The 20,622-nt window shown below is 63.1% G+C and carries 18 protein-coding genes and 1 tRNA gene; 5 read left to right on the top strand and 14 right to left on the bottom strand.

The features are described 5' to 3' along the window. Positions 1-255: 255 nt before the first annotated feature. From P9M14_05865 to P9M14_05815, 11 genes are all read right to left on the bottom strand, one after another. Positions 256-414, bottom strand: coding sequence for a rubredoxin (locus tag P9M14_05865; protein MDP8255256.1), 159 nt, complete (start codon positions 412-414; stop codon positions 256-258). Then, positions 411-1,613 carry an FprA family A-type flavoprotein gene (locus tag P9M14_05860; protein ID MDP8255255.1) on the bottom strand — a complete coding sequence of 401 codons (1,203 nt, stop codon included), beginning with the start codon at positions 1,611-1,613 and terminating at the stop codon, positions 411-413. Before P9M14_05860 ends, P9M14_05865 begins: the two co-directional genes overlap by 4 nt. Then, entirely contained in the window at positions 1,610-2,119 is a 510-nt protein-coding gene (locus tag P9M14_05855; GenBank protein ID MDP8255254.1) for a ferritin family protein, read from the bottom strand. The genes P9M14_05860 and P9M14_05855 overlap by 4 nt, the downstream gene beginning before the upstream one ends. Next, entirely contained in the window at positions 2,116-2,643 is a 528-nt protein-coding gene (locus P9M14_05850) for a ferritin (protein ID MDP8255253.1), read from the bottom strand. Before P9M14_05850 ends, P9M14_05855 begins: the two co-directional genes overlap by 4 nt. A gap of 4 nt (positions 2,644-2,647) precedes the next feature. After that, complete coding sequence (locus P9M14_05845; GenBank protein MDP8255252.1) at positions 2,648-3,022, bottom strand: desulfoferrodoxin; 375 nt, start codon at positions 3,020-3,022, stop codon at positions 2,648-2,650. 69 nt (positions 3,023-3,091) lie between these two features. Beyond that, positions 3,092-3,736, bottom strand: a complete 645-nt coding sequence (locus tag P9M14_05840) for a thioredoxin family protein (GenBank protein MDP8255251.1) — start codon at positions 3,734-3,736, stop codon at positions 3,092-3,094. A 20-nt stretch (positions 3,737-3,756) separates the two neighbouring features. Continuing rightward, positions 3,757-4,746, bottom strand: a complete 990-nt coding sequence (locus P9M14_05835; GenBank protein ID MDP8255250.1) for an FAD-dependent oxidoreductase — start codon at positions 4,744-4,746, stop codon at positions 3,757-3,759. A 25-nt stretch (positions 4,747-4,771) separates the two neighbouring features. Then, complete coding sequence (locus tag P9M14_05830) at positions 4,772-5,125, bottom strand: hypothetical protein (GenBank protein ID MDP8255249.1); 354 nt, start codon at positions 5,123-5,125, stop codon at positions 4,772-4,774. Positions 5,126-5,167: 42 nt separating this feature from the next. Next, complete coding sequence (locus P9M14_05825; protein ID MDP8255248.1) at positions 5,168-5,677, bottom strand: rubrerythrin family protein; 510 nt, start codon at positions 5,675-5,677, stop codon at positions 5,168-5,170. Between the two features lie 74 nt (positions 5,678-5,751). After that, positions 5,752-6,324: a rubrerythrin family protein gene (locus P9M14_05820; GenBank protein MDP8255247.1), complete on the bottom strand. Its 573-nt coding sequence runs from the start codon at positions 6,322-6,324 to the stop codon at positions 5,752-5,754. A gap of 158 nt (positions 6,325-6,482) precedes the next feature. Beyond that, the gene (locus P9M14_05815; protein ID MDP8255246.1) at positions 6,483-6,989 is read right to left on the bottom strand and encodes a metallophosphoesterase family protein; all 507 of its coding nucleotides are present in this window, start codon (positions 6,987-6,989) and stop codon (positions 6,483-6,485) included. A 126-nt stretch (positions 6,990-7,115) separates the two neighbouring features. Between P9M14_05815 and P9M14_05810 the strand changes: the two genes are divergently transcribed. The 4 genes from P9M14_05810 to bamA all read left to right on the top strand — a co-directional run bounded on the left by P9M14_05810 (position 7,116) and on the right by bamA (position 14,236). Next, positions 7,116-7,188: transfer RNA gene (locus P9M14_05810), tRNA-Gly, on the top strand. A 58-nt stretch (positions 7,189-7,246) separates the two neighbouring features. Beyond that, positions 7,247-7,441, top strand: a complete 195-nt coding sequence (gene yacG / locus P9M14_05805; GenBank protein ID MDP8255245.1) for a DNA gyrase inhibitor YacG — start codon at positions 7,247-7,249, stop codon at positions 7,439-7,441. Beyond that, positions 7,428-11,366, top strand: a complete 3,939-nt coding sequence (locus P9M14_05800) for a translocation/assembly module TamB domain-containing protein (GenBank protein MDP8255244.1) — start codon at positions 7,428-7,430, stop codon at positions 11,364-11,366. The genes yacG and P9M14_05800 overlap by 14 nt, the downstream gene beginning before the upstream one ends. Then, positions 11,366-14,236 carry an outer membrane protein assembly factor BamA gene (bamA, locus tag P9M14_05795; protein MDP8255243.1) on the top strand — a complete coding sequence of 957 codons (2,871 nt, stop codon included), beginning with the start codon at positions 11,366-11,368 and terminating at the stop codon, positions 14,234-14,236. Before P9M14_05800 ends, bamA begins: the two co-directional genes overlap by 1 nt. Positions 14,237-15,110: 874 nt before the next feature. Here bamA and P9M14_05790 read toward each other — a convergent pair. From P9M14_05790 to P9M14_05780, 3 genes are read right to left on the bottom strand one after another with little or no spacing between them, the layout of a single operon-like run. After that, entirely contained in the window at positions 15,111-17,147 is a 2,037-nt protein-coding gene (locus tag P9M14_05790) for a TonB-dependent receptor (GenBank protein MDP8255242.1), read from the bottom strand. Further along, positions 17,144-18,097 (bottom strand): hypothetical protein, encoded by a 954-nt coding sequence (locus tag P9M14_05785; protein MDP8255241.1) that lies wholly within the window; start codon positions 18,095-18,097, stop codon positions 17,144-17,146. Before P9M14_05785 ends, P9M14_05790 begins: the two co-directional genes overlap by 4 nt. Positions 18,098-18,136: 39 nt before the next feature. Next, on the bottom strand, positions 18,137-18,841 hold the full coding sequence (locus P9M14_05780) for a tetratricopeptide repeat protein (GenBank protein ID MDP8255240.1): 705 nt from the start codon (positions 18,839-18,841) through the stop codon (positions 18,137-18,139). Positions 18,842-19,277: 436 nt separating this feature from the next. On the opposite strand from P9M14_05780, the gene P9M14_05775 reads away from it, so the two are divergent. Continuing rightward, positions 19,278-20,622 (top strand): acetate--CoA ligase (locus P9M14_05775; GenBank protein ID MDP8255239.1); only part of this gene is annotated, 1,345 nt, incomplete at its 3' end.

The raw sequence follows: 20,622 nt of genomic DNA, 5'->3' as shown, positions 1-20,622 counted from the left end.
GTCCGCCAGTAGATGAAAAGAAGTCTTAGCCTGTCTCGATTAACTGGGCGCCTTTGAGAACCCGCTGAGCAAGCCCCCGTGCGAACCAGACGACTATCTCGTCAGATTTTGGACCGGCAAGCTGAAAAGAATCTCAAACTGATTTTTGCCGAGCGCCCACCCAATAATGTTATCCAACATTATTACCCCCATTTTAATGCCACACCGCCCGGTCCGCGTTGGCGGATCGGGCGGTGCGAAATGCTGGTTGGGGAATCAGTCTACGGGATTGAAGGCGTCCTTGTCCGCGCCGCAGACCGGGCAGACCCAGTCCTCGGGCAGGTCGTCGAACTTGGTGCCGGGATCCACGCCGTTATCCGGGTCCCCGTTCTCGGGATCGAAGATGTATCCGCAGATCTCACACTCGTATTTCATCGAAGCTTCTCCTCCAATTTGGCTGCCACAGAGGCGCCCAATTCTTTGCAGCGCCTCAGTCCATCGTCGTTCACAACATACTTGATATTAATTGAGTCGACCAGATCGACTCCGGTCTGTTGCAGGTACTCCTCGATCTGTTTCACCGACTCGCCGCTCCAGCCGTACGAGCCGAAGGCCGCGCCCACCAGGTTGCGCGGTTTGAGCCCTTTTACGTAGGTCAGCACGTCGGCCATGCTCGGGAAAAGTTGGTTGTTCATGGTCGGCGCGCCAACCAGGAACGCCCCGGCGTCGAGCAACTCGGCCACCACGTCGGAGCGGTGCGAACCCTGCATCGGCATCAGCTTGACGCTCACTCCCGCAGTGCTCAGTCCCTCGCCGATGGCCATGGCCATCTTCTCGGTGGTGTGCCACATCGTGTCAAAGGCGATCACCGCCTTGTTGTAATAGTTCTGCTGCGCCCACTGGCGGTACAGATCGAGGATCAGCGGAATTTTGCTGCGCCAGATCGGGCCGTGGTCCGGCGCGATCAGTTTGATCTCGATCCCCAGGCTCGGCAGCGCGTCGAGCAGTTTGAGCACCAGCGGCGAGTAGGGAAGGATGATGTTGGCGTAATACTTGGCCGCCTCCCAGACCATCATCTGCTGGTCCAGCTCGTCGTCAAAACGCTCGGAGCTGGCCAAATGCATGCCGAACCCGTCGTTGCTGAACAGTACGCCCTCGTCGGCAAAGAAGGTGAACATGCTGTCGGGCCAGTGCAGCATGCGGGTCTCGAAGAACTGTAGGTTGGCGCCGGCCAGGTTCAGCTTCTCGCCGTTGCCCGCCTCGTGGATCTCGCGGTCCCAGTGGAAGTGCTCGCGCAGCGCCTTGACGCCCATCTTTGAGGCCACGATCTTTTCGGGTTTGGCCAGATCGAGCATGCGCGGCAGCGATCCGGAGTGGTCCATCTCGGAGTGATTGGAGATCACGTACTTGATCTTGGCCGGGTCGACCACCGAGGCGATGCGTCCGAGCATTTGCTCGAACAGCGGCGCCTTGACCGTGTCGATCAGGATCGGCTCGTCGGCCATAATCAGGTAGGCGTTGTAGGTGGTGCCGCGGCCGGTCTCGTAGCCGTGGAAGTTGCGCAGACCCCAGTCGATGGCGCCGACCCAATAGACTTGGTCGGTGATTTTAACGGCCTCGAACTCGTTGCTCATTCCTGGTCGCTCCTTTCCGCCATGAGTATTTGCAGCTTAGCCCCGAGCAGGGCCGCGTGCATCATCTCTTCGTGGATGATCGCGTCGATCTTGTTCTTGCCCAGTTCCTGCGAGACAGCCTGTTTGAGTCCTTGGTAGAAGACGATCGAGTCCTTCTCCAGGACGATGGCGGTTTGCAGCACCTGCTCGATAGTGGTTTGCGGCGTGATCTGCTCGGACGGATCTTTGTCGATCGGGATCAGGTAGCCGCCGGCCACAGCCTGCAAATAGAGGCTGGCCTGGTCGTCGGGAAACCCGAGCAGTTCGGCGAGCAGCGAGCTGTCGGCCTTCATTCTCTCGAACGCCGTCTCGTGATCATCCTCCATTGACGCCAGGTGCAGCAGCATCCGGCTGATTTCCGGATTGTCGCTCATCTGCGCGGCGCGGCGGTAGTAGCGCGCGCCGTTGCGCTCGATCTGGCAGGCGATCTCGAGGATTTCTTCCGCGTTGTACTTGTGCCCGCTCATATTTTGGGCGCGAGGTCCGGCGGCATGGTGAACACGCGCTGCGCCATCTCGCGATCGAGCATGAAAATTCCGCCGCCGCCCTTGGCGTCCTGGATCAGCCGCAGCTGCTGCACCACCTCGTCGGCCGAGGCTTCCTCCTCGACCTGCTCCTTGACGTACCATTGCAGGAAGTTGTTGCTCGCGTGGTCGCGCTGCTCGATCGCCAAATCAACCAGGTCGTTGATCATCTTCGTGACCTTGATCTCGTGCTGGTACGCGGCCTGGAACGCGGCCAGCGGCGAATCCCACGCAGTGCCCGGGCCGTCGATCTGCGCCAGCGCGACCTTGCCGCCGCGCTCGATAATGAAGGCGTAGATCCGATGGGCGTGGGTCGCCTCCTCCAGCGCCTGAACCCGCATCCAGTGCGCAAAGCCGCCGAGGTTGAGCGAATCGAAGTAGGCGGCCATCGAGTAGTAGAGGTACGAGGCGAACAGCTCGGCGTTGACCTGCTTGTTCAGCGCCTGCTCGATCTCCTTGTTCAGCATGATTTTATCCTTTCCACAACCCGTGCAGGTTGCAATATTCTCGCGCGTAGACCTGCTGGGCATCGGTACAGAACACGGCTTCGGGCGCCTGGTCCGGATGCAGGAACTTGCGCAGCACCACGTCGCCGGCGATCAGCTCTACCCATTGGATATAGTGCTTTTCGACCATCGGGTGCGGCACCTCGCCGACCTTGACCTTGTAGCCGCCCTCGACCTTCTCGATCACCGGCACGTGCTTTTCGCCCGCGGCGTCGGTGACGTTGGCCTCCAGCAGCGCCATGGGCTGGCCGCAACAGACCAGTTGCCCCTTGCCGCCGTGCAGCACCTCGACGATGTTTCCACAGATCTCGCATTTGTAGACTTGAAGCTTTTCGGCCATTTTGTTCTCCCTCTCTGGGCTAATTAATTACATCAGCACGCAACGCGTTATGCGCTGTGTCATTGTTTCTCAACCGCCGAGCGCCTCGATCAGCTTGCCTGCGATCTCGATCTCGGGCAGCGCGCCGACCAGGCTGAGCTTCTCGTTGATCACCGTATGCGGCACGCTCTGTACGTTGTAGCGCTGGGCCAGGTACGGGAACTCCGAGGTCTCGATCATCTCGCCGCGGATCAGCTCGTTGGCCATGGCAAAGCGATGCGCGGTGCGCACGGCCTTGGGGCAGTAGGGGCAGGTCGGCGAAATCAGCACCTCGATCCGAATTGGCTTGTCCACCTTCGCGAGCACGGTCAACACCTCGGGCGGCAGCCCGTGGCCGCGTCCGCCCACGTCGAGGATGTCCTCGATCAGCGTGACGAACTCGTAACCCGAGGGCACGCCGTAAAAACGGATGCCGTAGTCGCGTTCGCCGAGCACCACGGTCGCCGGCGCTTTATCGATGCCGTAGAGCTTGACCTGCTCGGAGTCGGCCACGAAGTCGAAAATCTCGAGGCTGATCCGTTCGGACAGCGCCGCTGTCTCCTGGAGCAGCTCGCGGGTGGAGCGGCAGTATTGACACTCGAACTGCTGGGTAAACATCACCAGTCGAACGTCGTTGGTCAGCGCGGAGAAGGTCTCGCGCAGCTTGGCCTGGTCCGCATCCTTTAATAGTCCCATCTTCGCCTCCTTTGGTCCGATTAGATCCTTCCGCTCATTATCAGGTCCTCGTAGGCCGCCAGCGCGGCCTTGGCCCCTTCGCCGGCGGAGATCACGATCTGCTTGTAGGGGACCGTGGTCACATCGCCCGCGCCGTAGAGTCCGGGCACGCTGGTGCGGCAGTGGCAGTCGATCTTCAGTTCCCGATGATCGGTCAGCTCGGCCAGAGCGGCGACCGGCTCGGAGTTGGGGTCCAGCCCGATCTCGATGAATACGCCCTGCAGCTCGACCTCGCGCTGCTCGCCACTGCGCCGGTCGAGGATCGTCGCTTCCTCGACCGTCTGTTCGCCGCTGATTTGAGTGATCTGGTGCATGTCCAGCAGCGTCAATTTGTCGCGGTTTTGCGCCGACTCGATCAGGATTTCGTCGGCCTGCCAGCCCTGGGCGAAGTTGATCAGCAGCACTTCGGCCCCGACCTTGAGCAGATCCAGCGCCGCGGTGAACGCCGAGTTGCCGCCACCGGCCACCGCCACCTTGCGGCCGCTGTAGAAAGGCGCATCGCAAATCGCGCAGATCGCCACGCCGCGGCCCAGCAGCCTATCCTCGCCGGGAACGCCGAGCTTGCGGTTGCGCTTGCCCGTGGCCACGATCACCGCGCGTCCGCTGTAGATCGCGCCGCCTGCGGAGCGCACGCGGAACAGCTCATCGGGCTTTGTCACCTCGACGACCTTCTCGCCGCGGGCGATGGGCACATCAAACTGCTTGACCTGCTCGGAGAACTTGGTCACCAGCTCCTTGCCGCTGATCGATTGGAACCCCAGGTAGTTCTCGATTTCGGAGGTCCAGCCCACCTGGCCGCCGAGATCGTCGGCCAGTAGCGCGGTCTTGAGCAGTTTGCGCGAGGCGTAGACCGCGGCGCTCATCGCCGCCGGACCGCCGCCGATAATCAGCAGATCATAGGTGGTTGAGTGATCGGGCCGCTGCTGCCGGTCGAGCCCTGAGAGGTCCAGGCTGAGATCGCCCAAATCCATCTGGCTGCCCTCCGCGTTAGCTCAATTAAAAGGTAAGCACCTGATAGCCAGCTTCAAGGTAGCGGCCCACGCTCGGGTGGCCGTTCATCTCGTCGCAGGCCTCGATCCCCTGATCCAGCGCGCTTTGCAACGCCCCGGTCTTATTGGCGCAGGCGCGGCACACGCAGTCGATCAGCCCCTGCTCGCGGGCCTTGGCATAGAGCGCGGCAAAGGGCTGCGTTTGGTCCTCGTGCAACAGCTTGACCAGCTTTGTGGCCGTGCCCTCGATCACGATCCGTACTTCCCAACCGCGCTCGCGCAGGTCAAAGGCGTTGAGCAGCACGTGGACGAAACACTGCGCATCGCCGTTAAACGCGAACAAAGCGGCCTTGTTCTCCATCGCGGGTCCCCCTTGAGCATCGCGGATCCGCGCTTACACGGATCAGTCGACCTTATCGAACATCTCGGCCTTGGCCCCGCAGATCGGGCAGCGCTCGGGCACCTCGCCGTCGGTGATGTACCCGCAGACCGTGCAGACGTGGTACTCGTTGTCGCGCTCGGACATCATGTCGTTGATCGCCTTCTTGTACAGATCGGCGTGGGTTTCCTCTACGTCGCGCGAAAAGCTGAAGGCCGTGGCCGCGGCGCGGTCGCCAACCTGCTCGGCCTCGGCGATCATCGGCGGCAGGGCCTGTTCCGCGGCAAAGGTCTCGGTGCCAAAGGAGCGCTCAAGGTTCTGCTCGGTGTCTTTGACGATTCCGCGCAGCGCAAGCATCTTCAGACTGTGGATCGACTCGGCCTGGGCGATGGCGCGAAACAGCCGCGCGATCTGGGCGTAGCCCTCCTTGTCCGCGACCTTGGCGAACGCCACGTTGCGAAAGTGGGCCTCGGACTCGCCCTGAAAAGCGAGCTTCAGATTTTTCAGCGTCTTCTCGTCCATTGTTGTTTTCATCCCCATTGATCCTGAAAAGTTCGGCGCCGACCCGACGATTGCAGTGCGCCGGATCGGCGCTGGAGCCGATGCTGTTACCAGTTCTCGCCCAGCAGCTCGAAATAGGACTGGGGATGTGCGCAGGCCGGGCACTTGGCCAGCGCCTCGGTCCCCTCGTGAACGTAGCCGCAGTTGATGCAGCGCCATTTGACGGTCTGCTCGCGCTTGAACACCCGACCGGCGTCGATGTTGGCCTTGAGGTCCAGGAAGCGCTTCTCGTGCTGCTTTTCGGCCACGCGCACCGCCTCGAACACCGCGGCGATCTCGTTGAAGCCCTCTTCGCGCGCGGTCTGGGCGAAATCCTTGTACATTTCGGTCCACTCGTGGTGCTCGCCGGCAGCGGACGCCTCGAGGTTGTCGGTCGTGTCGCCGATCACCCCGGCTGGGAACGCGGCCGTGATCTCGACTTCGCCGCCCTCGAGGAACTTGAAGAAGCGCTTGGCGTGCTCTTTCTCCTGGGCGGCGGTCTCGCTGAAGACCTGCGAGATCTGCACGTATCCGTCCTTCTTGGCCTTGGATGCGAAGTAGTCGTAGCGGTTGCGCGCCTGGGACTCTCCGGCGAAAGATGTCATCAGGTTCTTCTCGGTTTTGGATCCCTTGAGTTCCATTGCTCTCTCCTCGAGTTGTGATCACGGCGCAATATATTCCGCGCAGCGACCTTCGATTGTATTAGCGGTTATTATTTTTTTATCGGCCGTCGGCCAATGCCAAATCTTATTCTGTTTAGATCATATCCTATGTTGACCGGGCAACAATATGATCAGCGTCAGGTATTCCGCTCCTCCCCCAGTTGACCCAGGGGAACGTGCACGGCCGCGGTGCTGCCGTTCTCAACGGTGATGATTCCCAGCTCGCGGTGCTCGGCGCTCGCCCCGGCGAATCCGGGATTGAACAGCAACATTCCCTCCTCGCGCCGGTTGTAGGGAATGTGGGTGTGGCCGAAGATCAACACGTCGATTTTGCGCTCGGCCAGCCGCCTGAAGAAGTTGCCGAACATCGAGCGCGCTCGCTCGCGCGGCATCGAGATGAACCCGTGCAGCACGTAGAAGCGCAGTCCCGCGGCCTCGAACTCGAGGCTGCGCGGCAGGTACGCCAGCTCTTCGGGCTCGTGATTGCCGCGGATTACGCGTAGCGGCGCGATGGCTTCGAGACCGGCGAGCACCGCGGCGCTCCCAACGTCGCCGGCGTGCACGATCAGCTCGCAGCCGCGCAACGCCTCGACCACGTCCGCTCCCAGAACCCCGTGGGTGTCCGATACAACCCCGATCCGCAATCGATTCCTCCAAGATTGGCGTCCAGACCTCGCGGCATAGCTTTTCAGAGCCGGCCGCTGTTGACAACTCGGCACCGCTGTCCCTAGATTACGCCCTGGTTCGGATTATAATAATCCATGCCAGCCGCGGGCTTAACTCAGTTGGTAGAGTGTCGGCTTCCCAAGCCGAATGTCGCGGGTTCGAATCCCGTAGCCCGCTTAATTGATTGAAACGCCCCGATCGGCATTGGTCGGGGTTTTCTTATACAATGTGCCGGATGGAGCAACCCGATAAAATCCTGCGCTGCCCGCATTGCGGCGGGAGCACCACCTGGAATAGCGAGCCGCGCGGACCGTTTTGCTCCCGGCGCTGCCAGTTGATCGACCTGGGATGCTGGGCCGACGAGAAGTACTCGCTGCCCGCGGGCGAGCAGGACGACGAGTCGGGGGAGACGCCGTTTGGCCAGGACTGAGCGCAAACGCCGATCGCGCTGGTGGCTGCTGATCAGGATCCCGATCTGGCTCACGGCCGCGCTGTTGGCCCTGGCAATGGTGCTGCTGCTGACCGTCAACGTGCTGCTGCGCTCCGAGGGCTTCAACTCCTACCTTTTGGGCAAGGTCCTGCCGCCGTTGAACCAGAAGATCAACGCGCGGATCGAGGTCGGCGGGCTCTACGTCTCGCTGCTGCCGATCCACGTAATTGTGCAAGACGCGGTGTTCACCGCCATTGACGACGATTCCCCGCGGCCGTTCGCCTCGGTGGAGCTGGTGGACGCCAAGCTCGACCTGCACTACCTGATGCTGGGTCAGATCCATATCAGCGAGGTGCTGATCAAGGGCGCGGACTGCTATTTGCTGATCGACGAGCAGGGGCTGGAGAACCTGCCCAAGTTCCCAAGCTTCGGACCGCCCGAGCCGCGCGAGGGCCCGCCGCAGATCAACTTCCCGCTGACCATCAAGCAGGTGATTCTCGAGGACGTGAGCTTCGGCATGTACGTCCGGCCCAGCGAAATGCGGCTCGAGCTGCCGCAGATCCGCGGCAGCGCCTCGTGCGATCTGCTCGGCTCGGCCTACGCCGACCTGACGCTGCTGGGCGCGACCTTTGATCTAGGCGAGCAGTTGCACGAGCGGGTGGACCGGATGGTGATCTCGGACACCGAGTTCCGTTTTCCGGATTGGACCGCCAAAATCGGCCAGCTGCAGATCGAGCTGCCCGACGGCACGTTGAGCGCCTCGGGCAAGATCCGCGACGTGGTCGGCTCCAAGACCGCAGACATTGCGCTGCGCGGCGAGCTGGACCTGGCGCACGCCCGCGCGTTCGTGAGCGATCCGTCGATCGAGGGCCGGGCCCAGATCGAGATGCGGATGACCGGCGACCTGCCCGAGTTCACCATCGCCGGCACCATCGCGTCGGACCGCATCAAGATCAATCAGTTGGTGATCAACGACCTCAAGGTCGGCCTCGAGGTCGGAATCGACAGCCTGCGCGCCAATTCGTTGCGGCTGCGCACGGCCGGCGGACTGATTACGGGCACGGCCGATTTGCGCTACGGCGAGGGCGCGCCGTTGCGGGCGATGCTCAACCTGAACAACGTCGATCTCGAGACTGCGCTGCACGGCTACGGCGTGGCGATCGAGCTGGGCGGAGCGGCCTCGGGCTTCGTGCGTGTGGACGGACCGCTCTCGCCGCTGGATCTGAATCTGGACACGATCCTGGCGCTGGTCGATCCGCGCTACGGCCCGTCCAAGGCCCCGCTGATCGCGCCGCGGAGCATCAGCGTGGCGGCCAACGTGCGGCTGACCCAGGACGGGCTGAAGATCAAGCAGTCGCGCATGGCCATCGAGGACAACCAGGTGCGCGCCAGCGGCGCGGTCGGTTTTAAGGCGCAAACCATCGAGCTCGCGGCCGAGCTGGACATGCCGCACCTGGCGGCCCTGGGCCCGGTGGCGGGCAACGACCCGGCCGGCGCGCTGCAAGGCCAGGCGCGGCTAAGCGGCGCGCTGAGCGCGCCGGACATCGCGCTTAAGATCAACGGCGACGACCTGGTCTACGGCCCATATCGCGGAGGCGACCTGGCCGGCTCGATCGAGCTGCGCGGCAAACGGCTCGAGATCGCCGAGCTGACCCTGCTCACCGACCGCGGCGAGTTCCGTGCGCACGGCGGCCTGACCCTGGCCGCGCCCTACCCGCTGGACGTTGAGGCCGACATCATCAACACGCCGCTGGCCGACCTGCTGGCAGTGGCCGGGCAACAGCTCGAGCTCGAGGGGCTGCTCGAGGGGCGGGTGGTGCTCAAGGGCGACCTGGAGCGCCCCAGCGGCGCGGTGGCCGTAACCATCAGCGACGGCGCGGCCTACGGCGAGCGCTTCGAGAAGATCGAGATCTACGGCCTGCTCGACAACGGACTGCTCGACCTGCACCACATCCGGGTCCACAAGGAGCAGGACCGCATGATCGTCGCCCGCGGCCTGATCGACCTGCCCGGCCGTACGATGGACCTCAAGCTGATGACCGAGAACTTCCGCGTCGAGGACCTGGACAACCTGCGCTCGCGCGAGATCGCCGTGGCCGGCGACCTGAGCTTGGTGGCGATGGTCAAAGGCACGTTCAGCGAGCCGCAGGTCGAGGCGCGCGTGGCCCTGAGCGACGCGCTGTATTCGCAGATGACGTTGGGCGACAGCACCCTGGACATCAAGCTCGATTCCAGCGGCGCGCTGGCAGTCGAGGGGACTCTGGTCAACGAGCGGATCAAGCTCGGCGCGGGGGGTGCGCTGCTGGGCGACGATCCGCGGATCGACCTCGAGCTCTCGATCGACGAGTTCGACATGGGGCCGTACCTCGAGTTCGGCGCGGCCGCGCAGATGTACGGCGTGCTCAGCGCGGTAGTGCGCGTCGGAGTGCCGCTGAAGCGTACGGAGCAGCTCGAGGCCCAGGTCGATATCGAGAAGCTGAGCATGGGCGCGGCCGACTTCTCGCTGCAGAACATGACGCCGATCAACCTCAGCTACGCCCAGGGCCGCATCGACGTCCAGGACTTCGAGCTGGGGGGCAAGGGCGTGCGCTCGCTGACCCTGACGCGCGCTCAGGTCTCGCCGCAGCTCGTGGGCTTCTACCTCGCCGGCGACATCGACATCGAGATCCTGCACGCCTTTGTGCCGATGGTGGCCGACGCCCAGGGCGCGCTGAACATCGACCTGTGGGTGACCAACGACTTTAGCAACTTCAAGCCCGAGGGCACCCTGCGCATCGAGGGCGGCCAGCTCGAGATCAAGAACTTCCCCCAACCGGTGCAGGACCTGCGGGCGATCGTCAACTTCGACCGCGATCGGGTCAACCTCGAGGTGCTCAGCGCGCGCGTCGGCGCCCAGAACCGCGATCCCAACCTCAGCGGCTCGGGGCAGGTGATGCTCGAGGGCTTCAGCCCCAAGAAGATGCGCTTCCTGCTGAGCATCAACAAGATGATCACCGGCTACGCCCCGGACCTCGACGTTAAGCTCGATTCGCTGAGCATGCTGCTCCAAGGCGAGGACGGCCGCTACGAGATCAGCGGCGAGATCAACGTCGACCGCGCGGTCTACACCAAGGACATCGACCTGATTTCGATCCTGCAGAGCTTCCGCTCGCGGCCGCCCTCGGCAGTCGCCATCTATCAGGAGCAGGAGCCGTTCGTTGATTTCAACGTGGCGGTGCACGCTCCGGACGAGCTGATCTTCTTTAACAACGTTGCCAAAATCGAGCTCGGCGGCGATTTGATCCTCACCGGCGACAACGTCGACATGGGATTGCTGGGCCACCTGTTCCTGGTCGAGGGGCGCGCCGATGTGCTGGGCAACAGCTATGAGATCAGCTCGGTCTCGATCCAGTTCTACGAGCAGGCGCGGATTTGGCCCAACTTCGAGGTCAACGCCGAGACCACGGTGCAGGACGTGAACATCCTGGTCAACGTCCACGGCGACCCGGACAACGTGGACATCACCTTCAACTCCGATCCGCCCAAGGGCGACCAGGACATCATCTCGCTGCTGACTTTGGGCATGAGCTACGATGAGTTTCAAAGCGGCGAGCAGGTGAGCACCGAGCAGGCCCTGGGCTGGACCGCCAATAAGATTATCGGCGACCGGCTGAACAAGATCGCCGGCCGCTATACCGGAATCTCGGTGGCCGTAGACACCAGCGGCGGCCGCACGCGGATCGTGATCAGCAAGGAGCTGGGCAAGGACCTGGTGGCCTCGCTCTACCGCGACGTGATCGACACCGAGATGGGCGCCGAGCTCGAGTACGGCTTTATCCGCTATCTCAAAGTCCGCGGCCTGTGGTCCAGCCGCACCAACCCCGACTACCCCCAGAGCTACGGCTCGCTGGGCGCCGGGCTGGTCTTGACGATCGAGTTCCAATGATGCGCCGCACGCTTCTCCCGCTGTTGTTGTTGATCTGCTGCGCCGTGCTGTGGCCCGGCGGCATGGCGCGCGCCGTGGAACAGGTTACCCTTGAGGAGGTGCAGCACGCCCAGTACGGCACCGAGTATTGGGGCGAGACGATCTACAAACTGCGGCTGCTGCTGCCCGAGAACATGAATCGCGGCCGAGTCGAGCGCTCGATCAAGCTGATCGAGGGTCGGCCGTTCACGCCCAGTCGCGTGCGGCGCACCATTGAGCGCATCTACCTGATGGGCAACGTTTCCGACGTGACGGTCAAGGCCAAGCACGACGACCAGGGGCGGCTGATGGTGCACGTCGAGGTTGTGCCGGGCTACACCATCCGCTCGATCTCGTTCGTCGGCTCGTCGCGTTTCAACTACGACGAGCTGTTGCGCATCTCGCGCATTATCCGTGGTACGACCTTCGAGCCCGGCGACCTGCGCCAGCAGCGGCTGCGAATCCGCGAAGCCTACCGCGACGAGGGCTACTTCGCGGTCAAGGTCCGCTCGCGCCACGAGATCGACCAGGGCGAGTACGCCGTCGACCTGTTCTTCAACATCTCCGAGGGCTCGCGCTACCGCATCGGCGGAGTGATGCTTTCGGGTTCCACGGGGATCGACGAGCGGGCAGTGCTCAAAAAGCTGCGCTGGCGCGTCGGGCGCGTGGCCAAGCGCAAACGCTTCGACCGCGGGGCCCAGCGGCTCGAGAACTACTATCGCCGTCACGGCTATCTCGAGGCGATCGTCTCGGAGCCGACCCTGGTGATCGACGACAGCGAAAACAAGGTCTACGCCCAACTGCAGATCGAGGCCGGCCGACTGATCGACGTTACGTTCGAAAAGCCCGGGTTCAGCTTTTGGCAGCGTCACTACAAAATGCGGCGCGTGATCAAGCTCAAGGACCGGCGGCGCTTCAATAAGTGGGTGATGGAGGACTGGCGCGAAGAGGTCCGCCGCCATCTGCAAGCCAAGGGATATTACGAGGCCGACGTCCAGACCCAGTACGAGCAGCCCGAGGGCGAAAACATCAAACTGATGAGCTTCAGCGTCGAGCGCGGATCCAAGGTCAAACTCGATCGCGTGGACTTCACGGGCAACGCCGAATTCGAGGAGAAGCAGCTGCGGCGGGAGCTGGACGTCGGTAACAGCTACGTGCCCGAACTGTTCACCGCCGGGCTGACCCGCGTACAGCGCAAGTACCAGTCCGAGGGCTACTTACGCGTCAAGCTCGACGAGCCCGAAGTCGACTACGAGGCCCAACGGCGGCGGATCGTGGTCAAGGTCAACCTCGAGGAGGGGCCGCGCACCCACATCAGCGGCATCGAGTTCGAGGGCAATCAGGTCTACCAGTCCGACGAGCTGGCCGCCACGCTCAAGCCGCTGTTCGCGGCCGGCGATCCCCTAGACCCCTGGAAACTCGAGGGATCGAGCACGCGCGTGCTGCAGGTCTACTTCCAGAACGGCTACATCCGCGCCAGGGTCAAGCACCGGCTGGAGTTCAACGAGGACCGCACCCAGGTACGGATCGTCTACACCGTGACCGAGGGCCAACAGTACTTCTTCGGCAACGTCTACATCCGCGGCAACGTGCTGACCCGCGATCATGTAATCCGTCGCGAGCTGTACATCGAGCAGGACGAGCCGTTCGACTACGGGCTGATCGTCGAATCCGAGCAGAACCTCAACGCCCTGGGGCTGTTTAAAAGCGTGCGCATCGCGCCGGTCAAGGCCGACCTGTCCGACCAGGTAGTCGACCTGATCTGCGAGGTCACCGAGCGGCGTTCGGGAACCATCGAATGGGGCGTGGGCTACAACACGGCCGACGGCTACAACGCCTCGTTCGAGATCGCCCACCGCAACCTGGCGGGCCACGGCCGCAAACTGACCTTCTCCAACGACCTGTGGATCACCGATCCGAGCTTCGTGCTCTCGTCGCGCAGCTCGTCGGTGGGCTTTCTCTGGCCCTGGATCGCACGCTGGCCGATGAACGGCCGGATCGTTTTCGGCAACGAGCTTAGCGAGGAGATCAGCTACAAGAAGAGCGTCTACAGCATCAGCCCCGGCGTTGAGCTGCCCCTGGGTAAGTTCTTCCGCTGGCTGCGTTCGACCCGCGACAACAAGTGGCTGGTCAACGGCTCGCGTAACATCACCCTGGGCCTGGACTACACCTTCGAGCAGAACTTTATCTACAAGATCGACGAGGACGTGATCGAGGACCGCGGTTTTCTCAAGATCGCTTCGGTCACGCCGCAGGCCATTCGCGACTCGCGCAACGACCCATACAACCCGACCAGCGGCTCGGTAAATTCGCTGGTGCTCGAGTACTCGACCCAGCCGCTGCAATCCGACGTGCACTACCTGAAATTCGTGGGTCGCACCTCGTGGTACTTCCCGCTGTTCCGCGCGCTGCCGCCGCTCAAGGGGCTGGTGTTCGCCATGCAACTGCGCGGCGGTCATGCTCAGAGCCTTGAAGACGATCTGGAGGTGCCGATCACCAAGCGTTTCTTCCTGGGCGGCAGCACCACGATTCGCGGCTTTGCCAACGACGAGATCAGCCCCCTGGGCGACGACGGCAAGACCCCGGTGGGCGGACTGGCCATGGCCCACGCCAACCAGGAGTTGCGTTTCCCCATCGCCTGGGGCCTGGGCGGCCTGCTGTTCTTTGACGCGGGCACCGTCTGGACCGACGCCAACCACGTGGACATCAGCGAGCTGCGCACATCTGCCGGAGTGGGCCTGCGCTACCTCACGCCCGTAGGGCCGATCAGCGCGGACTACGGATTTAAACTCGACCGCCTCAAGGACGAAACCCCCGGCGAGTTCTACATCACCATCGGCAACGCCTTTTAGGCACCTTTGAGGCGGCTTAGAGCCGCAGCAAAACTCGCGTAGTTCGCTGGTCGTAGCGCCACGACCTTCTCCGCGTCGAGAGATGGGGGAGGGTAATAATGTTGGATAACATTATTTGGTGGGCGCGAGCAGGGCATTGTCGAGGGATTTACGCGCGATGGATCGTTCAGCGCGTTCTCAAAGACCCTTGGTGCATCGAGACAAGCTGTTTACTACGATTATCAATTGGCGGTTGTGGCGTGGCACCTGTACCTGCCAAGTCCGATTATCAGTCCACACACGGATGAGAACGCACAGAGCGATCCATCACGCTTCAGGTTTTGTCCCGCCACTGCTCGCGCGGGGAGAGAGAGCGGCGCGGCAACGCCGGCTTAGAGCCGGTGCAAAGCTCGCGGATTACGTTGGTAGTTGACCAACAATCCACCCCGCGTCGCAGCAAGCATCGTTTAGCAACTCGTTTTCCAGGTTGCCGCGCCTGTCCCACCCCACCCTGGCTCGCGGGGTGTTGGAACGAAATTTATTTTGAGGTGGGCTGAAAAGCGTGCTCTTCCAGGTGCATGTCGAAGAAAAAATGCGTTGAGAATCCAGTAAGGCTGACATGCTGACTGTTGAGGGTCGCGGATACTGTCAAAGGCGGCATGCACTCCGACATTAAGAAATTTCGTTCCAATGCCCCGCGAGCCCCACACACAAAGATCGGTTTATCGATCTTTTCCACCATCCCCATTCGTTTGTCGCGGGGAGCATCGTTGAACCAAGAGCATGGTCCGGTCGCGTGTTTTGTGGCAGCTCCAAGCTGCCGCGAGTTTTGCCCCCGGCTCAAAGCCGGGCGCGGGGTGGATCGTTGGATTAAGACCGGCGACCTACGCGAGCATTAGAAGTGCATTTGGACGGTGGCTAGGAAGCTACGGCCGGGCTCGAACTCGGTTGAGCTGTTGCGGCGCACCCGCGCGTCGGCCAGGTTGCGTCCTTCGATCATTACGCGGATGTAGCGCGTGACCTCGAACAGCATTCGGCCGTTGTAGGTCACGTAGCCCGCGGTTTTGCGCCCTTGCAGCGGGTAGAGCCGATCGGTTTGGCCCACGCGGCGTTGGGGCGCGGCCCACTCCATGTAGGGCTCGAAGCTGATCCGCTCGTCGTCGGAATTCCAGTGCAGCAGGGTCGAGCCGAAGTACGGCGGCACGCCGTCGGCCGCCGCGTCGGCGTATTCGTCACGTCCCCAGGTGTAGGCGCCCTGGATTTGGTACATCCAGTTCAGTCCCAGCTTGAACTGCGCGTCGCCCTCGATCGAGTACAGGGTCAGCTCGCCGTTGTTGATCGCGCGCAGCAGCTTGCGGCCGCCAAGCTCGTCGCGTCCATCAAGCTGCGCGGGCTCGAGCACGAACCCTTGGTCCAGGTGCGACCAGGCGCTGCACAGGTCGAAGCGCGACTTGCCGTCGTCGTAGCGCAATCCGGCCTCAACGCTGGTCAGCCGCTCGGGCCTGATGTCGCGTGCGGGCACCAGCAGCGCTCCGGCTCCGGTCTCCAGCCCGGCGATCTGCGCCATCTCCGGGAAGCGGTAGGCGCGTTCGAAGCGGCCGAACAGGTGTAGGTCGCGGCCGACGTCGAGCACGCTGCTGATCGATTCGGCGTGATCGAAATTGTCGAGGGAGACGTCTTGGGTCGGCAGTCCTTGGATCTCGCGCCGTGCCTCGGCCCACAGCCATTCGCCGCGCGCCGCGGGCACGATATGCAGCCAGGGCAGCGGCTCGAACTCGATTTCGCTGTAGAGCCCCAGGCGTTGGGCATGCGCATCGTCGGGCAGGGCCGGCGGCGTGTTGCCCGGTCCGTCGCGGCGACCCTCGTAGCGGTCGGAGATCCAATCCGCGCCGAACAGCATGGCGAAAAAGCGCCCCATACGCAGGCTCGAGCTCAGACGCGCCTGCCCCGAGAGCGAATGCTCGCGGTCGATGGAGGGCTGTGCCGGATCGATGGGCATTGAGCGCCGTCGGTGGCGCAGATAGGCTCCGCCGGAAAGCTCGATCCACTCCAACGCCTGACCGAAATTATTGGATCGCAGGCGCAGGCGGTAGAGCTCGCGGCGCGATTCGTTAATCCGCGGCGTGTCGCCGAAGCGGTCGATATCGTGCAGGCTGATCACGGCGTCGGCATCGAGGTTTCCGCGGTCGGGCACGTTGAGGGTCATGGTCAGATCCTGGCGGCGATAGCCGTTGTCCGGCCGCCGCCCGAGGGACCCGCCCGCGTCGTGATCCTGAACCACACTGAACGAGGCCACGCCCGTCCCGCCGAAGTAATCGGTGACGTTGCTCTCCAATGCCAGCGACCCCAGCTGCTCGCCTGCGCCGCTGCCGATGCGTCCCAGCAGGCCCGAGGAGAAGTCGAAGCCCGTGCGGAAATCCTGGCGCAGCACGCTCTCGGCCGAGACCGCGCCGCCCAGTGCGCCCGAGCCGTAGAGCGACGAGGCCGGGCCGCGCACGACCTCGATGCGTCCCGTGGCCTGGGGATCGACGTAGCTCAAATCCTCGTAGGGCGCGTCGGGCCAGACCATCGGATCGGCGCTCAGCCCGTCGAGCATCAGCAGTACCCGTGGCCCGCTCAGGCCGCGCAGCACCGGCGCCTCGAGCAGCAGCGTGCGCCGCGTCAGGTAGACCGCGGGCAGCTCGAGCAGGCCGTCCTGGGCCAGCCGGTACTGGTGGCGCGAGAGCACGTGTCCGGAGAGCACGTTGCCCGTGCGCGCCGCCTGTACGCGGTCAACGGCGTAGACCTGGGCCAGCTGAAAATCTTTGTTGGGATCGGGCGGCTGGAAGTCGTGCCAGTAGAGGAACGGCTCGTCGGAGGGCTCTTCCTGGGCCGTTGCGGAGGCTGCGGCCAGCAGCAGCGCCAGCACGACCGCGGCGGCCGCGGTTCTCAAGGTTCGACCGGCCCCGCGATCTGGATGATGAAGAACAGCAGGTCTTTGTGGCTGCCGTCGGCGTTGAGCACCGGCGTAGTGACCATCGCCGGAATGTCGGTTGATAGTTCGGTGAACATCGCGAATCCGCCGTCGAACTTGCCGGGCAGCCGCAAACGGCCGTTGACCGCCAGCAGCCAGCGCGGCGCATCGGCCGGCGAGTCCAGCGGCACGGTAAAGGCCTCGACGTCGAGGTCCGCGGCCAGGTCGGCGTCCGGGTCGTCGGGCAGGCTGGTCTGGGCCCGCAGTCCGCGCAACGCCGTGCCCGCGGCCGCGCCCTGGACCATCAGAATTTTTGACGCGGTGATCGTCAGCGGTCGGACCTTGGGGTCGGTATCCGGGCCGATGGCAGCCGGGGTCCAGCTCACGTCGATGGTCAGGTAGCGGCTTTGGCCGCGGTCGATGCGGATCGGTCCCTCGGCAATCTCGCCGCGCGCAGGCTGGGCCGGACGCGTGCTCCAGTAGACCTCGGGGTAGCGGTCGCTCTCGATTCGGCGCTCGAGGGCCATCCGTAGGTTGACGCGCAGGATCACGTCGAGGAACTGTTCGGTGATCTCGCCCATGCCGCCGGGGCACGAGTCGCCGAAGCGGCCGTCGCCGTCGCAGTCGTAGAGCGTGCGGAAGTTGCGGTCCGAGTCGAACAGCGCAACTACGTCGGCGCTGCCGTTGCCGTCGATGTCGACCAGCACCCGGCGGTAGTGCTCGCCGGCTTTGTCAAAGAAAAACAGCAGGTCCGGTGTGCCGCGGGCCGCAATGTCGTGCGCCTCCCAGACCTTGCGGCCGTCGATTGCCAGCCGCCAGAGTACTTCGTTGCCCGCCTCGTCCGAACGTACATAGAGCTGCTGCGCGGCCGTGGCCGGCACGGCTAACGCCAGAATCAGAATCAGCGCGATTGCCAATCGATACGACATCAAACCTTCCCTCGTGATTGACGGCAGTCTAGCCTAACGCTACATCCGCTGCAGCAGCTTTTTTGCCCGCAGGTGGTCCGGATTGATCGCCAGCACCTTTTTCAGGGTGGCGCGCGCCTGCTCGTCGTGGCCGTTGCGGCTCTGGGCCACGGCCAGCCAGCACAGCACCTCGGTGTTCTCCGGCTCGTACTGCAGCAGCAGCTCCAGGTCCACCTCGGACTTGGCCGGGTCGCCGCCGAGTTGCGCGGGGAGCACCAGGCCGCGCGCGGCCTTGGCCTCGATCGAGAGGAAATGGTAGGGGTCCACGCCGTCCATCGCCTGCAACGCCAGGTCCACATCCGGGGCGTAGCGCGTCATCAGTTGCGGCCCCATCTGCGCCAGGGTGATGTAGGCCATCGCTCGGCCGAACATCGCCTCGATGTCTTTGGGTTTGTGCCTAAGCGCGGCCTCGAAGCGCGGAACGCTCTGAAGAATGTAACGCTGCGCCTGGTCGGCGTTGCCCTCGTAAAGTCGGATGTAGCCGACCTTGAGCAGGCACAACCCGTGGAACTTTTCCAACTCCGACCCGGGATTTTGGATCTGCGCGATCTCCTGGGCGGCCTTGAGCAGCGGCTCGGCGAGCCACTTGACGTTGCCCGCGGCGAACAACTGCAACAGCTCACGCTCGGTAGCGGCATGGGCCGCGGGGCAGATCAGGGCCAGCGCCAGCACCACGACGATCACTCGTATCCGACTTACTCGCATCCTTCCCTCCGTGACGATCGGTTGCCGGCCATGATAACCGATTCGCCGGACGATGTGGACTCATGGGAAAGCGGGCAAAAGTTCGTGTCAAAATACCATTGAGATTCAAAGGGTTAAGGTCTCCACGCCAGAGGGCTGAATTGTGGCGGTCTCACTGCCGAATGCAGGGCCGAAATCACTTGACACACCACAAAGATTTTGTATGATGGTGCCCCCTGACGCTGAATGAATCTTCATTCAGTGGCACCGGTCGAACCGCACATGGATTGCCCAATGGTTAGCAAACGGCTCGAAAGCTGTGCGCGGTATGTGGTAAACAAGCTGTTCCCAGAGGGAATTAGCTGAACGATAATTTTGCGGCCACCTTGGTCCGAGCGAACGCCGCGGCCCAGGCTCTGGACGCCCGTAGTTTCGATCTGCAAGGAGGACACCCCAAATGGCCGAAAAGAAAAAAACGATCACTTCCATGAGCCTGGAAAACCGGATTTTTCCGGTTCCGGACGCCTTCAAGGAAAAAGCGTGGATCAAGTCACGCGAGCAATACCAGAAGATGTGGGATGAGTCGATCAACGACCCCGAGGGTTTCTGGGGCAAGATCGCCGACGAATTCTGGTGGGACACCAAGTGGTCCAAGGTTCGTGAGTACGATTTCGAGAACGACATCAGCATCAAGTACTTCCTGGGCGCCAAGACCAACATCACGGTCAACGCCCTGGACCGCCATCTGGAGAAGAGCGGCGACAAGGTGGCCTACCTGTGGGAAGGCAACGAGCCTGGCGAAGAGCGCCGGATCACCTACCGCGAGCTGTACGAAGAAGTCTGCCAGTTTTCCAACGTGCTCAAGAAGCTCGGCGTGAAAAAGGGCGACCGCGTGAGCGTCTACATGCCGATGGTCCCCGAGCTGGCGATCACCTGCCTGGCCTGTGCGCGTATCGGCGCGATCCACAGCGTAGTCTTCGGCGGCTTCTCGGCCGAGGCGCTGTCCGATCGTATCCTCGACTCGGGCTGCAAAGTGCTGGTCACCACCGATGGTGTCTGGCGCGGCGCCAAGACGGTTCCGCTGAAGGGCAATGCCGACGCCGCGATGAAGATGTGCTCGGACCGCAACCACAAGGTCGATGCCTGCGTGGTCTGCAAGCGGACCGGCGGCGAGGTCGAGATGACCGAGGGCCGCGACTACTGGTGGCACGAGATGGTGGCCGACGCTCCCAAGGAGTGCGCCCCCGAGATGATGGATTCCGAAGATCCGCTGTTTGTGCTCTATACCTCCGGTTCCACCGGCAAGCCCAAGGGCGTGATGCACACCGTGGGCGGCTACATGGTCTATACGGCCACGACCTTCAAGTACGTCTTCGACTACCAGGAGGGCGACGTCTTCTGGTGCACCGCGGACATCGGCTGGGTCACGGGACACAGCTACATTGTCTACGGTCCGCTGGTCGCCGGAGCCACCTCGGTGATGTTCGAAGGCGTGCCGACCTATCCGGACGCCGGACGTTTCTGGGCCGTGTGCGCTAAGTACAAAGTTACGCAGTTCTACACCGCCCCGACCGCCATTCGCGCCATTGCCCGCGAAGGCAACACCTTCGTTGATAAGCATGATCTCTCCAGCCTGCGCCTGCTGGGCACGGTCGGCGAGCCGATCAACCCCGAGGCCTGGATTTGGTACTACGAGACCGTGGGCGGCAGCAACTGCCCGATCGTCGACACCTGGTGGCAGACCGAGACCGGCGGCATCATGATTTCCCCGCTGCCCGGCGCCATCGACATCAAGCCGGGTT

The sequence above is a fragment of the Candidatus Alcyoniella australis genome (assembly GCA_030765605.1).
Lineage (GTDB): Bacteria > Lernaellota > Lernaellaia > JAVCCG01 > Alcyoniellaceae > Alcyoniella > Alcyoniella australis.
This window is presented reverse-complemented; position numbering and strand designations above follow the sequence as displayed.

Coding starts and splice junctions, on each gene's coding strand:
- P9M14_05865 (MDP8255256.1), bottom strand. CDS start 414: ATGAAATACGAGTGTGAGATCTGCGGATACATCTTCGATCCCGAGAAC.
- P9M14_05860 (MDP8255255.1), bottom strand. CDS start 1,613: ATGAGCAACGAGTTCGAGGCCGTTAAAATCACCGACCAAGTCTATTGG.
- P9M14_05855 (MDP8255254.1), bottom strand. CDS start 2,119: ATGAGCGGGCACAAGTACAACGCGGAAGAAATCCTCGAGATCGCCTGC.
- P9M14_05850 (MDP8255253.1), bottom strand. CDS start 2,643: ATGCTGAACAAGGAGATCGAGCAGGCGCTGAACAAGCAGGTCAACGCC.
- P9M14_05845 (MDP8255252.1), bottom strand. CDS start 3,022: ATGGCCGAAAAGCTTCAAGTCTACAAATGCGAGATCTGTGGAAACATC.
- P9M14_05840 (MDP8255251.1), bottom strand. CDS start 3,736: ATGGGACTATTAAAGGATGCGGACCAGGCCAAGCTGCGCGAGACCTTC.
- P9M14_05835 (MDP8255250.1), bottom strand. CDS start 4,746: ATGGATTTGGGCGATCTCAGCCTGGACCTCTCAGGGCTCGACCGGCAG.
- P9M14_05830 (MDP8255249.1), bottom strand. CDS start 5,125: ATGGAGAACAAGGCCGCTTTGTTCGCGTTTAACGGCGATGCGCAGTGT.
- P9M14_05825 (MDP8255248.1), bottom strand. CDS start 5,677: ATGAAAACAACAATGGACGAGAAGACGCTGAAAAATCTGAAGCTCGCT.
- P9M14_05820 (MDP8255247.1), bottom strand. CDS start 6,324: ATGGAACTCAAGGGATCCAAAACCGAGAAGAACCTGATGACATCTTTC.
- yacG (MDP8255245.1), top strand. CDS start 7,247: ATGGAGCAACCCGATAAAATCCTGCGCTGCCCGCATTGCGGCGGGAGC.
- bamA (MDP8255243.1), top strand. CDS start 11,366: ATGCGCCGCACGCTTCTCCCGCTGTTGTTGTTGATCTGCTGCGCCGTG.
- P9M14_05785 (MDP8255241.1), bottom strand. CDS start 18,097: ATGTCGTATCGATTGGCAATCGCGCTGATTCTGATTCTGGCGTTAGCC.
- P9M14_05780 (MDP8255240.1), bottom strand. CDS start 18,841: ATGCGAGTAAGTCGGATACGAGTGATCGTCGTGGTGCTGGCGCTGGCC.